This window comes from Streptomyces sp. QH1-20 (genome assembly GCF_041283565.1).
GTDB lineage: Bacteria > Actinomycetota > Actinomycetes > Streptomycetales > Streptomycetaceae > Streptomyces > Streptomyces syringius.
On the sequence record NZ_CP166299.1, the window covers coordinates 7,733,081 to 7,747,128 of the forward strand.

The window sequence follows — 14,048 nt, forward strand, 5'->3', positions numbered from 1 at the left end:
CACGCTGCGTGATCGATCGACTGCGGGGTGCCGGGTCCGTGCGGCGTGACTTGATTCCGCCGCCGATGAGGGCAGGGTCGTGTCGAGTGCGCGGCGATCACGAGATATCTTGATGTCAAGCAATGTTGAGACGTGGAGCGGAGCACCGGTGACTGACTCGACCATCATCTATACGCACACCGACGAGGCCCCGGCCCTGGCGACGTATTCGTTCCTGCCTGTGGTCGAGGCGTACGCCTCGACGGCCGGGGTCACGGTGGAGAGCCGTGACATCTCCCTGGCCGGCCGTATCATCGCCAGCTTCCCGGAGCGTCTCCAGGAGGGCCAGCGCATCGACGACGCTCTCGCCGAGCTCGGCGAGCTGGCCAAGACTCCCGGCGCGAACATCATCAAGCTGCCGAACATCTCGGCTTCCATCCCGCAGCTGAAGGCGGCCATCGCCGAGCTCCAGCAGCAGGGCTACGCGCTGCCGGACTACCCGGACGACCCGAAGACCGACGAGGACAAGGACGTCCGCGCGCGTTACGACAAGGTCAAGGGCAGCGCCGTCAACCCCGTGCTGCGCGAGGGCAACTCCGACCGCCGGGCACCCGCCTCGGTCAAGAACTACGCCAAGACGCACCCGCACCGCATGGGCGCCTGGACGGCCGACTCCAAGACGAACGTCGCCACCATGGGCGTCGACGACTTCCGTTCCACCGAGAAGTCCGCGGTCATCGCCGAGGACGGCACGCTGCGCATCGAGCTCGCGGGTGACGACGGCTCCACCACCGTCCTGCGCGAGTCGGTACCGGTGATCGCGGGCGAGGTCGTGGACGCCTCCGTCATGCGCGTCGCGGCGCTGCGCGAGTTCCTCGGCGAGCAGATCGCCCGCGCCAAGGCCGAGGGTGTGCTCTTCTCCGTGCACCTGAAGGCCACGATGATGAAGGTCTCCGACCCGATCGTCTTCGGCCACGTCGTGCGCGCCTTCTTCCCGAAGACCTTCGCGAAGTACGGTCAGGTCCTCATCGCGGCCGGCCTGTCGCCCAACGACGGCCTCGGCGGCATCTTCAAGGGCCTGGAGACGATGCCCCACCTGGGCGAGGAGATCAAGGCGTCCTTCGACGCCGAGCTCGCCGAGGGCCCCGCCCTGGCGATGGTCGACTCCGACAAGGGCATCACCAACCTGCATGTGCCGAGCGACGTCATCGTCGACGCCTCCATGCCGGCCATGATCCGCACCTCCGGCCACATGTGGGGCCCGGACGGCCAGGAGGCCGACACCCTCGCGGTCCTCCCGGACAGCAGCTACGCCGGCGTGTACCAGGTCGTCATCGACGACTGCCGCGCCAACGGCGCCTTCGACCCGTCGACGATGGGCTCGGTGCCCAACGTCGGTCTGATGGCGCAGAAGGCCGAGGAGTACGGCAGCCACGACAAGACCTTCGAGATCCCCGCCACCGGCACCGTGCGCGTCGTCGACGCCGCCGGCAACGTCGTCCTCGAGCAGGTCGTGGGCGCCGGCGACATCTTCCGCATGTGCCAGACCAAGGACGCGCCGATCCAGGACTGGGTCAAGCTCGCCGTCACCCGCGCCCGCGCGACCGGCGTCCCGGCCGTGTTCTGGCTCGACGAGAGCCGCGCCCACGACGCGACGCTCATCGCGAAGGTCAAGACGTACCTGGCCGAGCACGACACCGACGGCCTGCAGATCGAGATCATGTCGCCGGTCGAGGCGACCGCGTTCTCCCTGGAGCGCATCCGCCGCGGCGAGGACACGATCTCGGTCACCGGCAACGTGCTGCGTGACTACCTGACCGACCTCTTCCCGATCCTGGAGCTCGGTACGAGCGCCAAGATGCTCTCGGTCGTCCCGCTCATGAACGGCGGCGGTCTGTTCGAGACGGGTGCCGGCGGTTCCGCGCCGAAGCACGTCCAGCAGCTCGTCAAGGAGAACTACCTGCGCTGGGACAGCCTGGGTGAGTTCCTCGCCCTCGCGGTCAGCTTCGAGCACCTCGCGCAGACCACGGGCAACGCGCGCGCCCAGGTGCTCGCGGACACCCTCGACCGCGCGACCGCCACGTTCCTCAACGAGGACAAGTCGCCCAGCCGTCGTCTCGGTGGCATCGACAACCGTGGCAGCCACTTCTACCTGTCGCTCTTCTGGGCACAGGAGCTGGCGGGCCAGACCGAGGACAAGCAGCTCGCCGAGGCGTTCACCGCTCTCGCCAAGACGCTGGCCGAGCAGGAGCAGACCATCGTCGACGAGCTGATCGCGGTGCAGGGTTCGCCGGCCGACATCGGCGGCTACTACCAGCCCGACCCGGCCAAGGCCGCTGCCGTGATGCGTCCGTCGGCGACGTTCAACCAGGCCATCGCGACCCTGGGCTGACCTTCCCGGCACCGGCGGGACCACCGCCCGTACGCCGATGCCGCCCCGGCCGGACTTCTCCGGCCGGGGCGGCATCGTTTTCACGGGAGCGCCGCTCCCGCACCGCCGCCGGTCAGCCGATGGCCCTGGGGTGGCCGGCCGGCGGCGTGGTGGCGGGCAGCGGGTCGTGCCGGATGCGGGCGGCCGGCAGCCGCGCACCGGCGAGCCGGTCCACGGTGGCGCCCACCAGCGCGGGCGGGCCGCTGACGAACGCGACGTGCTCGGACCAGTCGCCGTGCCGCCCCACGACCTCCGCCAGCCGGCGGTACGGGTCCGTCGCCGGGCCCTCGCCGAGCACCGGGACCACGCGCAACCACGGATGGCGGCGCTCCAGGTCCGTCGGCGACTCGAGGTCGTACAGCCCGGAACGGGCGTCGAGGAACAGGTGCGCCGTACGGTGGGCGGTCCGGCGCGCGGCCAGCTCCTCCAGCAGCGCCTTGGCGGTGGCCCAGCCGGTATCGCCCGCCACCAGCAGCACATCGCGCGTCAGAGGGTCGTCGAGCGTCATCGTGCCGCCCGCCGGGCCCAGCCGCAGGGTGTCCCCGGCCCGGGTGTGCGCCACCAGGGCCTCGCTCACTCCGCCCGTCCCGGTCTGCCGGACATGGAACTCCAGCTCGCCGTCCGGCCGCGGGGCACGGGCGAGGGAGTACTGCCGCCAGGCCTGCGGCAGCAGCGGCGATGCCACCGAGGCGTACTGCCCGGCCCGGTAGGGGTAGGGCTCGTGCGGACGCACCCGCAGCACGGCAAGGCCCGGTCGCCGCACGTGATGCGCCGTCACCGTCGCCTGCCACGCGGGTGGTTCGGCCAGGGCGGCCTCCGCGCCCTCGACCATGGCCGTCACCGCGAAACGCAGCATGCGCAGCCACGCCCCCTCCATCGCCTCGCTCCACCGCTGCCCCGCCGAGCGGTGCAAAGCCTCACGCAGCGCCGCCTCGAACGTCGCGAAGTGCGCGGGCCGCACCCCGAGTTTGCGGTGATCGCGCCCGAGCCGGGTGAAGACCGCCACGATCTCCTCCGGGCGGTGCAGACGGTCGATCAGATATCGCAGGATGTCCGCCAGGTGCCGGCGCTGGAACTCCATGGACGCGGGGAACAACGACCGCAGAAACGGCCGCTGCGCGAACATCGCGTCATACAGATGGGAGATCAAGCCGTCGAAGGGCGTCACCAGGTCGAGATGGTCTGTGATCACCCGCTGATCGGCCGCCCCGTCATAGGTTCGCGCCACTTCGCGCGCGGGAGGGGCGCCGTCCGGGCGTTGCCCTGGTGCCAGGAGCTGTCGGCGCAGTCGCATCGCGTCATGCCGGGCGAGCAAGGCGTGGTAGTCGGCGTTGACGGTGGTCACGGGTCGGCAGCTCCTCACGCGGGCAGGCACCCCGCACTGACGGACCCGGTGAGCGGGCCCGTACGACGATCCGGCCCGGTCGGCGGGCGGGTCGCGTCAGTATGGCAACGCCCCCGAGGGACCGGACGGCCCTATTCCACAGGGCCGTTCGGCCCTGTTCACCGGGCAGTGAGAGGTGTGGGCTGGCCACGCCGACCGGTGCGCCCGGGGCCGCCGGGGCCCCTGCGGGTGCCCCGGCGGCCCCGGACATACTGGGAGGTCCACTACAGGAGCGGCATTCCCGGACGCCCCGTCAGACAGAGTGAGCAGCACATGGACCAGCACGCCGCGCCCCTGCGCGTCTTCATCCTCGACGATCACGAGGTGGTACGCCGCGGGGTGTGCGATCTCCTCGAAGCGGAGCAGGACATCGAGGTGGTGGGGGAGGCGGCCAACGGCCGGGAAGCGCTCTCGAGAGTGCCCGCCACCCGTCCGCACGTGGCGATCCTCGACGTACGGCTCGGGGAGCCCGGGGCGGAGGGAGGCGACCACGAAGGCATCGAGGTGTGCCGGGAACTGCGGGCCATGATGCCGGAGCTGGCCTGCCTGATGCTGACGTCCTTCGACGACGACGAGGCCTTGTTCGACGCCATCATGGCGGGAGCCGCCGGTTACGTCCTCAAGCAGATCAACGGCTCGGACCTGGTGACCGCGGTACGCACCGTGGCCACGGGCGAGTCGATGCTGGATCCGCGCACGGCTTCCCGGGTGATGGAACGGCTGCGCGCGCCACGGCGCCCGGAAGTGCCCGAGCCCGGGCCGGACCTGCTCTCGCCCCGGGAACGGCAGATCCTGGAGCTGATAGGGGAGGGGCTGACCAATCGTCAGATCGCCGACCGGCTGTTCCTGGCGGAGAAGACCGTCAAGAACCGCGTCTCCTCCCTGCTGGCCAAGCTGGGCGTGGGCCGGCGCGTCCAGGCGGCGGAGATCGCGGGCCGGCTCCGGGGGCAGCGCGAGGGGCGCGGCGTCCGTTAGATATGGGTCACTCGGGCAGCGGCACGCGCCATACGATGCGGGTGCCGCCCGGCACCGGCGATGCGATCGTCAGGGCGCCGCCGTGGAGCTCGGCGCGGGACCGCATATTGGCCAGGCCCCCGGTGTGGTCGCCGCCCCCGCCGATGCCCACGCCGTCGTCCGTCACGGTCAGCGTCACATGGTCGTCCACGACCAGGGCTACGTCCACCCGGCGGGCCCGCGCGTGCCGGGTGGCGTTGCTGAGGGCCTCGGCCGTCACCGCCAGTATCTGCTCGGCCAGTTCGCCCGGGACGTTGGTGTCGGCCGGGCCCTCGATCCGCAGGGACGGCGGGAAGCCGAGGGTGCGGGCGGCGGCCTGAGCGGTCTCGGCCATGCGGCGGCGCAGGCTCGGCCCGCCGTCCCCGGTCGTACGGAGAGCGAAGATCGTCGACCGGATGATCTGAATGGTGGTGTCCAGGTCGTTCACCGCGCGGCCGACCCGCTCGGCCGCCTCGGGCCGGTCGATGAGGCGAGTGGCGCTCTGCAGCGTCATGCCGGTGGCGAAGAGCCGCTGGATCGCCAGGTCGTGCAGGTCCCGGGCGATGCGGTCGCGGTCGTGCAGCACGGCCAGCTCCTCCGACTCCGCGCGGTGCTGGGCGAGTTCGAGGGCGATGGCGGCCTGATCGGCGAAGCCCGAGATCAGCTTCACCTCGAAGTCGTCGAACGCGGGCCGCCCGGCCAGCCGGCTCAGCCGCAGCGCCCCGGAAGCCCTCGCGTCCGCCCGTAACGGGACCGCGACGGTGGGACCGCACCCCTCCTCCACGTCCTCGTCGAGGGGGTACGCTCGAGGATCGGCACGGACATCGGGGCTGGCCACCGGGGACCCGGTGCGCGCGGCCAGGCCGGCCAGCGACCCCTCGGCCGGAACGACCAGCCCGCCGAGGCGGTCGGCACCGTGGCCGTGGGCCACCTCGACCATCAGCCGGTCCGTCGCCCCCTCCGCCGTGGACGCCACCGGCACGGGCAGCAGCACGGCGGCGCGGTCGGCGCTCGCGACCTCCATCGCGCGCTCGGCGATCAGATGCAGCACCGTGGAGGAGTCGGTGCCGGACAGCAGACTGCGGGTGATCTCGCCGAGCGCCTCCAGCCAATGCTCCCGGCGGCGACTCTCGTGGTACAGGCGGGCGTTGTCGATGGCCACACCGGCCGCGATGGACAGGGTGTTCAACACCGCCTCGTCGTCCTCGTCGAAGGACGCCCCGCCCCGCTTCTCGGTGAGGTACAGATTGCCGAAGACCTCGTCCCGGACCCGGACCGGCACCCCCAGGAAGGTGCGCATCGGAGGGTGGTGCTCGGGAAAACCGTAACTGTGCGGGTGGTCCGACAGATCGGTGAGCCGGAGCGGCGCGGGATTGCTGATGAGTTCGCCGAGAATGCCCCGCCCGCAGGGCGCGCGGCCGATCCGCGCCGTGAGTTCGTCGGACATCCCGACGGGCAGGAACTCCGAGAGCCGTTGCCCGTCGCCGACCACGCCGAGCGCCCCGTATTCCGCGTCCGTGAGCGTGACCGCGGCCTGGACGATACCCCGGAGCACCTGGGGCAGTTCGAGACCGTGTCCCAGGCTCATGACAGCGTCGAGCAGGCTACGGACCCGGTCCGGTCCGAGGGGCTGCGGCCGTCGCGCCGACTGTGTCTGATCTGCGGTTTTGGACATGACTGCTCCCCTGGCCCGTGCCTGGTGAGCAGCCTACGCCAGCGCGGCGCCAGGCCCGCGCGGGGGCCCGGCGGCCCTGGGCGGGAGCCAAGGAGAAGACATCACCCGCATCGGCAAGTGTTCGACGGAGAGCCGCTGTTCGAGAAAGCGGCCGACTTTCCGGGGCGCAACTCCCCTCCGACGAGTGGTTTGCCCGTGCGGGGGCGAGCGGCCCGGATCGCCTTGGCGACACTGGCCGATGGGCAACACGATGATCTCAAGAGTGGGGGACGACATGGCCGCCGGTACGGTTCTGTTCGCGTTGGGCGAGGACCCAGGGGCAGAGGGCTCCGAAGGCGACCAGTTGCGCAGGATCCGTAAGGCGGTGGAAGCCCAGGGGCTGGAAGTGCGCTGGACGCGGACCGCGGCCGACGCACGGGCGGTACTGCGCACGGAGGCGGGACTCGCGGCCGCCGTCGTGGCATGGGACCTCGCCCCGGGCGAGCGCACCAAGGACGAGCCGGGCGGTGCCGCGGTGCTCCGCCAGATCGGCCGGCGCTTCAAGAACCTGCCCGTCCTGCTCGTCATGACGGACGAGGCCGACGAGGACCTCGACCGGCTGCCGCTGTGGGTGTCGGAGACGGTGGTCGGCTACATCTGGCCGCTGGAGGACACTCCGGCGTTCATCGCCGGACGGATCGTCAGCGCGGCGCGTGCCTACAGCGAAGCCGTGCTCCCGCCGTTCTTCAAGGCGCTGCGGCACTTCGACGACGCCCACGAGTACTCCTGGCACACCCCGGCACACGCGGGCGGCGTCGCCTTCCTGAAGTCACCCGTCGGACGGGCCTTCTTCGACTACTACGGGGAGCGGCTCTTCCGCAGCGACCTGTCCATCTCCGTCGAGGAACTGGGGTCCTTGTTCGAACACACCGGCCCGATCGGGGACGCGGAGCGCAACGCCGCCCGGATCTTCGGCGCCGAGCGCACCTACTTCGTGCTCCACGGCGACTCCACCGCCGACCGCATGGTCGGACACTTCTGCGTCTCCCACGACGAGATCGCGCTGGTGGACCGCAACTGCCACAAGTCCGTGCTGCACGGCCTGGTCCTGTCCGGCGCCCGCCCGGTCTACCTCGTCCCCACCCGCAACGGCTACGGGCTGGCCGGCCCGCTGCCGCCCGCCGGAATCGGGGCGGCGGCGGTGGCGGACCGTATCGCCCGCAACCCACTGTCAGCCGAGGCGAGTTCACCCCGGGCCGAGTACGCCGTGCTCACCAACTCCACCTACGACGGGCTCTGTTACGACGCCCTGCGGGTCGCGCGCGAGCTCGCCCCCAGCACCCCGCGGCTCCACTTCGACGAGGCGTGGTTCGCCTACGCGCGCTTCCACCCCCTCTACGCCGGGCGCTACGGCATGTCCGTGGGCCCCGACACCTTCGACGGACCCGAACGCCCCACGGTCTTCGCGACCCAGTCCACGCACAAGCTGCTGGCCGCGTTGTCCCAGAGCGCCATGGTGCACATCAAGCCCGCACCCAGGGCCCCGGTGGAACACGAGCGCTTCAACGAGGCGTTCATGATGCACGGCACCACCTCGCCGCTCTACCCCGCCATCGCCTCCCTCGACGTGGCCGCCGGAATGATGGACGGCCCCCAGGGGCACTGGCTGATCGACGAGGCGGTCACCGAGGCCATCCGGTTCCGTCAGGCCGTGGTCCGCACCGGCAGGCGCATCGCGGCCGCCGGGGACCGGCCCGCCTGGTTCTTCGGTGTCTGGCAGCCCGAGACCGTCACCGACCCGGCCACCGGCGCACCGCACGCCTTCGCCGACGCACCGGCCGAGCTGCTGCGCACCCAGTCGTCCTGCTGGCAGCTGGAACCGGACGCCGACTGGCACGGCTTCGCGGGACTCGCCGAGGGCTACGCCCTGCTGGACCCGGTCAAGGTGACCCTCACCTGCCCCGGCATCGACGCCACCGGGCAGACGGCCGACCGGGGGATCCCCGCCCGGATCCTGACGGCCTATCTGGCGACGCGGAACATCGTGGTGGAGAAGACCGACACCTACACCACCCTGATCCTCTTCTCCATGGGCATCACGAAGGGGAAGTGGGGCACGCTGCTGGACGCCCTGATGGACTTCAAGGCGCTCTACGACGCCGACACCCCGCTCGATCAGGTGCTGCCCGGTCTTCTCGCGCAGTACCCCCGGCGCTATGACGGGATGACGTTGCGGGAGCTGTGCCAGTCCATGCACGAGCATCTGCGCCAGGCCGATCTGGTCACCTTGCTGGACACGGCCTTCCAGGAACTGCCGGAGCCGGTCGCGCCGCCCCAGTGGTGCTACCAGCAGCTGATCCGGGCGGGCACCGAGCGGGTCGGGCTCGCCGACGCCGCGGACCGGGTGGCGGCGGCCATGATCACCGTGACGCCGCCCGGCATCCCCGTTCTGATGCCCGGCGAGTCCACCGGCGGCCCCGATGGTCCCTTGCTGCGTTACCTCGGCGCCCTGGAGGCCTTCGACCGGGAGTTCCCCGGATTCCGCAGCGAGACCCACGGGGTGACCGTCGACCCCGACACCGGCGACTACCTGATCGAGTGCGTACGTCCGGACCGTTCGGCAGCCCTCCGGCGCTGACCGGCGGGCGTGGTGAAACACCTCTCGGAACTGTCGGAATTCTCAGAACTCGCGGAAGGCTGTTCGGTGTGACAGGGCGGCGGGGAACAGGGTGTGTGCTGGCGCTGGCCACGGTTGCCGTCCTTGCCTTGACGGGCGAGGCGGCGGCCGACGAGGCGGGCGCGCGGGCCTCCGTCGGCGGTGCGTCGGTGGTGGACGCCCTCGTCACCGACCTGCCACGGCTGCTGCCGGACCATCCGCCGTCGCACGTCGGCGTGGACGCCCTGGGAGGCGCGGCGCGAGCGGACGTCGTCGACACCGGTACGGGGTGTGTGAACGTCACCGCGCACGTTCTCGCCGTCGACGCGGAAGCCTGGCTGAACTGCCGCAGGCCGAGTCCCCCCGCGCCCGCACCCCCCGCGCCCGCTCCGCCGGCCCCCGCCCCACCGGCCCCCGCACCGCCCGCCCCCGCCCCACCGGCTCCTGCACCGCCCGCGCCCCCGCCCCCCGCGCCCCCGGCACCCGCACCTCCCGCACCACCGGCTCCTGAACCCCCGGCCCCACCGGTTCCCCCGCCTCCGGCTCCCGCACCCCCCGCTCCCGCGCCACCGGTGCCGCCTCCTCCCGCACCCGCCCCACCGGCCCCCGCACCGATCCCTCCGGCTCCCCCCGCGCCCCCGGCACCCGTACCCCCCGCCCCCGCACCTCCGGCGCCCGTACCGCCCGCCCCGGTACCTCCCGCGCCCGCGCCCCCGGTACCTCCCGCGCCCCCGGCACCTCCCGCGCCCCCGGCACCTCCCGCGCCTCCGGCACCGGGGCCCGCGGCGCCCGCGCCTCCCGTGGTCGTCCCACCGGTGCCGCCCGCGCCCGGACGGCCGGGTGTTCCCGCACCGCCGCCGGAGCTCACGCCCATCGACGTCAAGCCGACCCGGCCGTCACCCGCCACCACCCCGCCGCCTTCGACGCCGCGACCCGTCCCGCCCGTGCGCTCCCGCCCCTACCCACGGCCCGCCTACCGCGGCTCCCTCAAGTCCCAGGGCGAGCAAGCCACCAACACCACCTCGCTGGTCACGCTCACCCTGGTGCTCACCGTCCCCGCGATCATGGCAGCCGCGCTGCTGCGCCCGCGCTCCGGTGGCCGACGCGGTCGCTGACCGCGTCGAACACCTTTGTCCTGGCAAGCACTTGCGAATCGGCCAGGGGGCGCCTTAGCTTGCGGGGACGTCGAAGCAAGCGGGGGAAACCATGCGCGACGACCATGGCGGCCTGGTGGTGCTGGGCACATCGTCAGAAGTCGGCAAGACTCTGGTGACGATCGCGATCTGCCGGTGGTTACGTGACCAGGGTGTGAAGACCACTCCGTTCAAGTCCCTCTCCATGCAGCCCGGAGAGGCCCTCTATCCCACACCGCCCGACGGGGCCATCCACTATCACCAGGCCTACCAGGCCGTCGCCGCCGGTGTGCGGCCCCACGGTGACCTCAATCCGATCGCGCTGTGGGTGACGCCGGAGGGAGTCGCGACGTCCATCCGCGGCAGACGTTGCGACGACTGGCTCAGCCAGCCCCCACGCGTCTGCACCGACCGCGGCCGGGCGGAGATCATGGGGGCGTACCGGCGCTTGGCGGAGCAGTACGACTTCGTCGTGTCCGAGGGATGCGGCAGCCCGGTGGAGCTGAACCTCAAGGACCGGGACGTGACCAATCTGTGGCTGGCGGACGCGGCCGACGTTCCGTGCGTGCTGGTGTGCAGCACCGTCCACACCGGTGTCTTCGCCGCGCTGGTGGGCACGCTGGAGCTCATGGCGCCCGCCGAGCGACGGCGCGTGGTGGGGTTCGTCGTCAACCGCTTCGCCGGTGACCGGCGTGCCTTCGACTCGGCCGTGACGATCCTCGAGCAGAGGTCGAGCCTGCCCTGTCTCGGTGTCGTCCCGCACTTCGACGGGGCGCCGCTGCTCACCTCGGTGCCGACCGGTCCCGGCCAGGTGCTGGAACGCGCGCACTCGCCCGAGTTGGACGCGGAGATCACGGCGTGGACGGCCCATGTGAGCGCCCATGTGGCGCTCGACCGGCTGATGGAGGGCGTGCGCGGCTACGCGGCGGTGGCGGACGGGGCGGCATGAGCCGTACCCGGGCCGGGGGCGCGGCGGACAAGGCCTCCGCCGGACCCACGGAGGCCCGGGGCATCGTCTCCTTCGTCGTCATCTGGTGCGGCTCCGCCCTGTCCCAACTGGCCAGTGCCGGAACGAATTTCGCGATGACGGTCTGGCTGTGGGAGCGCAGCCACGCGGCGCTGCCGATCATCGTCCTGGAGTTGTGTTCCTACCTCGCGGTGGTCGCGCTGAGCCCGGTCGGCGGCGTGCTCGCCGACCGCTGGGGACAGCGGCGCACCCTGGTGCTGAGCAGCCTCCTCGGGGCCCTGGTGATCGGTTGTCTGTGGCTGCTGTACGGGCTGGGCGCGCTGAGCGAGACATACGTCTATCTGTCGATGCTGGCCCTGGGCGCGAGCATCACGTTGCAGTACCCGGCGATGGCCGCAACGATCACCACCCTGGTGCCGCCCGCGCAGTACGCCCGCGCCAACGGTCTGCTCTCGCTGTCGGTCTCCGTGTCCGGGGTCGTCGCTCCCGCCCTGGGCGCGCTCTTGATGTCGTCCGCGAACCTCGGTGTGGTGTTCCTGGCGGACATCGCCAGCTACGCCATCGCCCTGGCCACGCTCGTGGTGTGCGCCCCGCGGTCCTCCCCGTCCCCCCACCCCACGACAGCCGGTCCCACGAAGAGCGGTGCCCGTCTGAGGGCCGACCTCACGCTCGGTTTCCGTTTCATCGCGGGGCAACCGGGTCTGCTGGCCCTCCAGGTGTGTTTCTTCGTCTTCTACTTCGCCGGCATGTTCGGCGTCCTGCTCGCGCCCATGGTGCTGGCCAGGACGGACGGGAACAACGCGGTGCTGGCGGGGGTGCTCAGCGCCGCGGGGGTGGGCGGGGTGCTCGGTGGTCTGGCGACGACGGCGTTCGGCATCCTGCGGGCCCGCCCGCTGTATGTGATCTTCGCGGGGTTCATGGTCACCGGGCTGCTGGGCCAGCTCCCTTATGGCATCAGTACCCACACGTCCGTGTGGTGGGCGACCTCGTTCGTCGGGGCGTTCGTCTTTCCGTTCATCCTGGCGGCCCATCAGACGATCTGGCAGACCAGGGTTCCCGTGGAGATCCAAGGGCGGGTCTTCGCCGCCCGCCGGGTGCTCACCGAGTCCGCCGGTCCGATCGCCCTGCTGCTGTCCGGCCCCCTGGCCGACCATGTCTTCGAACCGGCCATGCGCGGCCCGCTCGGCTCCTCGGCCGGATGGCTGGTGGGTACCGGTGCGGGCTCGGGCATGGCGCTGCTGCTGGTGCTGTCCGGTCTCCTGTCCGTCGTGACCGGCTGCGTCGGCTACCGCGTCGTCCGGCTGCCGACGGGGGAGCGCGACGCCGCTCGATAGGGACGGCGGACCGCCTCCCCACCGCGTCGGGCGCGTTCCGCACCGCGTCAGGCGCGGAAACCGAGCGAGGCGACGAAGGCGAAGTTGTGCGACGCGTTGAGGATCCGGGTGAGGACGAAGTCGTCGTACAGCCCTGGTGGCACCTCGGTGTCGACCCGTGCGCGCACACTGAGGAACAACGGCGAAGGAAGGCCGGCGAGAGCGAGGGGGATCTCCTTGCGGTTCTGGTCCGCGCTGGTCATCCGCGCCGTCGCCAGCACCGTCTCGACGCTGTGGTAGGGCCGGGCGGGATCCGGCAGATAAGCCGTCACCGTGATCAGGTGGCCCGGGTAGCCGGTGAAGGTCTCCAGACCTTCGGTGACCACCACGAGTGCCGTGGAGTCCTGCCCCTGAGGATCGGTCCTCTCCAGGGTCAAGGGCACTTCGGCGGACAGTCCGGAGTAGTGGGCGTCGCCGTACAACCCCGGTTCGTCACCGAGGTGGACCCGTCCTTGCCAAATCAGTTCCGGCTTCGGGCTGCGCATGGAGCTTCTCCATTCGATGAGCTGTCTACCGAGCTGGCCGCGGGACGTCGCCGAGCTGTCCCCGGGCGTCTCAGAACTCCGGCCTGGGCAGGCCGATGGGGTTGGGGAACGGCAGGACGCCCGCGGCCAGCACGCCGGCCACGGCCGGACCCAGTGCCGTGATCAGCGCGTCCACCTCCTCGTCCTTCTCCAGGGGGCGCAGCAACCGGGCCGACAGCCGGTCGGTCTCGTCCTCGATGCGCTGCCGTCGCTCGCGGCCCCGCGGTGTGCACGCCCCGCCCGTCGGCTCCAGGAACCCCCGCTCGCGCAGTCGTTCCCGCGCGGCGCCCCACTCCTCCTCGCTCCAGCCCCGGTCCAGCCGCATCCCCTCCGTGGGCACCCGGCCGGTGGACGCCGCGAGCAACAAGGCCTCGCAGCCGTCGAGTTCATGGTCGGCCAGCACGCACGCGTGGGCGTCGCCCCGGTACTCGCGGACGGTGGTGGCCAACTGCCACAGCCGCTCCACCGGATCGGATCCGACGCCGTCGCACAGTTCCCGGTTGGCGGCGAACAGCGGGCGGGCTCCCGCGGGCGCGGCGTCGATCATGGCGCGCAGCGGGCGCTCCACCTGTGCGTACAGCTCCGGGGTCCCGGGAGCGAGCGCGCGCAACGCGGCCGCCGCGGCGCGCGCCCGGTGCGCGACGGCCTCGGCCGGGGTGACCGTGTCCCAGGCCGCGGGCAGGGCCCGGGCGATCATCGACGGCGCGAAGACGGAGAACACGGCGGCGGTCAGGGCCGGGCCGACCGGTCCGAGCGGAGCCGCGCGGGTGGCGAAGTAGCCCATCCAGAAGCCCTTGAGGCCCAACTCACGGCCCATTCCACGGCACTGCGGGTGGAAGTAGACGACCGCGTGCAGGGGCTCGGTCCGCAACCACAGCATCCGCGCTCTGCGCTCCATGACGTGGGAGGTTACCTCCGGGTCAGGTCGTCGGCGGCGTACGAGGAGACGCCACC

At 71.8% G+C, this 14,048-nt stretch carries 10 protein-coding genes; 6 read left to right on the forward strand and 4 right to left on the reverse strand.

Annotated elements, in window-relative coordinates:
• Positions 1 to 148 precede the first annotated feature (148 nt).
• Positions 149 to 2,371: an NADP-dependent isocitrate dehydrogenase gene (locus AB8O64_RS33965; protein ID WP_370423507.1), complete on the forward strand. Its 2,223-nt coding sequence runs from the start codon at positions 149 to 151 to the stop codon at positions 2,369 to 2,371.
• A 112-nt stretch (positions 2,372 to 2,483) separates the two neighbouring features.
• Here the strand turns inward: AB8O64_RS33965 and AB8O64_RS33970 are convergent, their stop codons facing one another.
• Positions 2,484 to 3,785 (reverse strand): globin domain-containing protein, encoded by a 1,302-nt coding sequence (locus AB8O64_RS33970; protein ID WP_370423508.1) that lies wholly within the window; start codon positions 3,783 to 3,785, stop codon positions 2,484 to 2,486.
• 282 nt (positions 3,786 to 4,067) lie between these two features.
• On the opposite strand from AB8O64_RS33970, the gene AB8O64_RS33975 reads away from it, so the two are divergent.
• Positions 4,068 to 4,769 carry a response regulator gene (locus AB8O64_RS33975; protein ID WP_370423509.1) on the forward strand — a complete coding sequence of 234 codons (702 nt, stop codon included), beginning with the start codon at positions 4,068 to 4,070 and terminating at the stop codon, positions 4,767 to 4,769.
• A 7-nt stretch (positions 4,770 to 4,776) separates the two neighbouring features.
• On the opposite strand, the gene AB8O64_RS33980 is transcribed toward AB8O64_RS33975, so the two are convergent.
• The gene (locus AB8O64_RS33980; RefSeq protein ID WP_370423510.1) at positions 4,777 to 6,462 is read right to left on the reverse strand and encodes a GAF domain-containing protein; all 1,686 of its coding nucleotides are present in this window, start codon (positions 6,460 to 6,462) and stop codon (positions 4,777 to 4,779) included.
• A 274-nt stretch (positions 6,463 to 6,736) separates the two neighbouring features.
• Between AB8O64_RS33980 and AB8O64_RS33985 the strand changes: the two genes are divergently transcribed.
• The 4 genes from AB8O64_RS33985 (at position 6,737) to AB8O64_RS34000 (ending at position 12,531) form a co-directional block, all read left to right on the forward strand.
• Positions 6,737 to 9,079 (forward strand): Orn/Lys/Arg decarboxylase N-terminal domain-containing protein, encoded by a 2,343-nt coding sequence (locus AB8O64_RS33985; protein ID WP_370424054.1) that lies wholly within the window; start codon positions 6,737 to 6,739, stop codon positions 9,077 to 9,079.
• A 962-nt stretch (positions 9,080 to 10,041) separates the two neighbouring features.
• Positions 10,042 to 10,212 (forward strand): hypothetical protein, encoded by a 171-nt coding sequence (locus tag AB8O64_RS33990; RefSeq protein ID WP_370423511.1) that lies wholly within the window; start codon positions 10,042 to 10,044, stop codon positions 10,210 to 10,212.
• Positions 10,213 to 10,303: 91 nt separating this feature from the next.
• The gene (locus tag AB8O64_RS33995; RefSeq protein WP_370423512.1) at positions 10,304 to 11,179 is read left to right on the forward strand and encodes an AAA family ATPase; all 876 of its coding nucleotides are present in this window, start codon (positions 10,304 to 10,306) and stop codon (positions 11,177 to 11,179) included.
• Complete coding sequence (locus AB8O64_RS34000) at positions 11,176 to 12,531, forward strand: MFS transporter (RefSeq protein WP_370423513.1); 1,356 nt, start codon at positions 11,176 to 11,178, stop codon at positions 12,529 to 12,531. The genes AB8O64_RS33995 and AB8O64_RS34000 overlap by 4 nt, the downstream gene beginning before the upstream one ends.
• 47 nt (positions 12,532 to 12,578) lie before the next feature.
• Here the strand turns inward: AB8O64_RS34000 and AB8O64_RS34005 are convergent, their stop codons facing one another.
• Positions 12,579 to 13,055 (reverse strand): hypothetical protein, encoded by a 477-nt coding sequence (locus tag AB8O64_RS34005; protein WP_370423514.1) that lies wholly within the window; start codon positions 13,053 to 13,055, stop codon positions 12,579 to 12,581.
• A gap of 70 nt (positions 13,056 to 13,125) precedes the next feature.
• Positions 13,126 to 13,992, reverse strand: coding sequence for a hypothetical protein (locus tag AB8O64_RS34010; RefSeq protein WP_370423515.1), 867 nt, complete (start codon positions 13,990 to 13,992; stop codon positions 13,126 to 13,128).
• Positions 13,993 to 14,048: the final 56 nt, after the last annotated feature.

What these genes read in the sequence shown, in the direction of transcription:
- AB8O64_RS33975 (WP_370423509.1), top strand. Translation starts at nt 4,068, where the DNA reads ATGGACCAGCACGCCGCGCCCCTGCGCGTCTTCATCCTCGACGATCAC.
- AB8O64_RS33980 (WP_370423510.1), bottom strand. Translation starts at nt 6,462, where the DNA reads ATGTCCAAAACCGCAGATCAGACACAGTCGGCGCGACGGCCGCAGCCC.
- AB8O64_RS33985 (WP_370424054.1), top strand. Translation starts at nt 6,737, where the DNA reads ATGGCCGCCGGTACGGTTCTGTTCGCGTTGGGCGAGGACCCAGGGGCA.
- AB8O64_RS33995 (WP_370423512.1), top strand. Translation starts at nt 10,304, where the DNA reads ATGCGCGACGACCATGGCGGCCTGGTGGTGCTGGGCACATCGTCAGAA.
- AB8O64_RS34000 (WP_370423513.1), top strand. Translation starts at nt 11,176, where the DNA reads ATGAGCCGTACCCGGGCCGGGGGCGCGGCGGACAAGGCCTCCGCCGGA.
- AB8O64_RS34005 (WP_370423514.1), bottom strand. Translation starts at nt 13,055, where the DNA reads ATGCGCAGCCCGAAGCCGGAACTGATTTGGCAAGGACGGGTCCACCTC.
- AB8O64_RS34010 (WP_370423515.1), bottom strand. Translation starts at nt 13,992, where the DNA reads ATGGAGCGCAGAGCGCGGATGCTGTGGTTGCGGACCGAGCCCCTGCAC.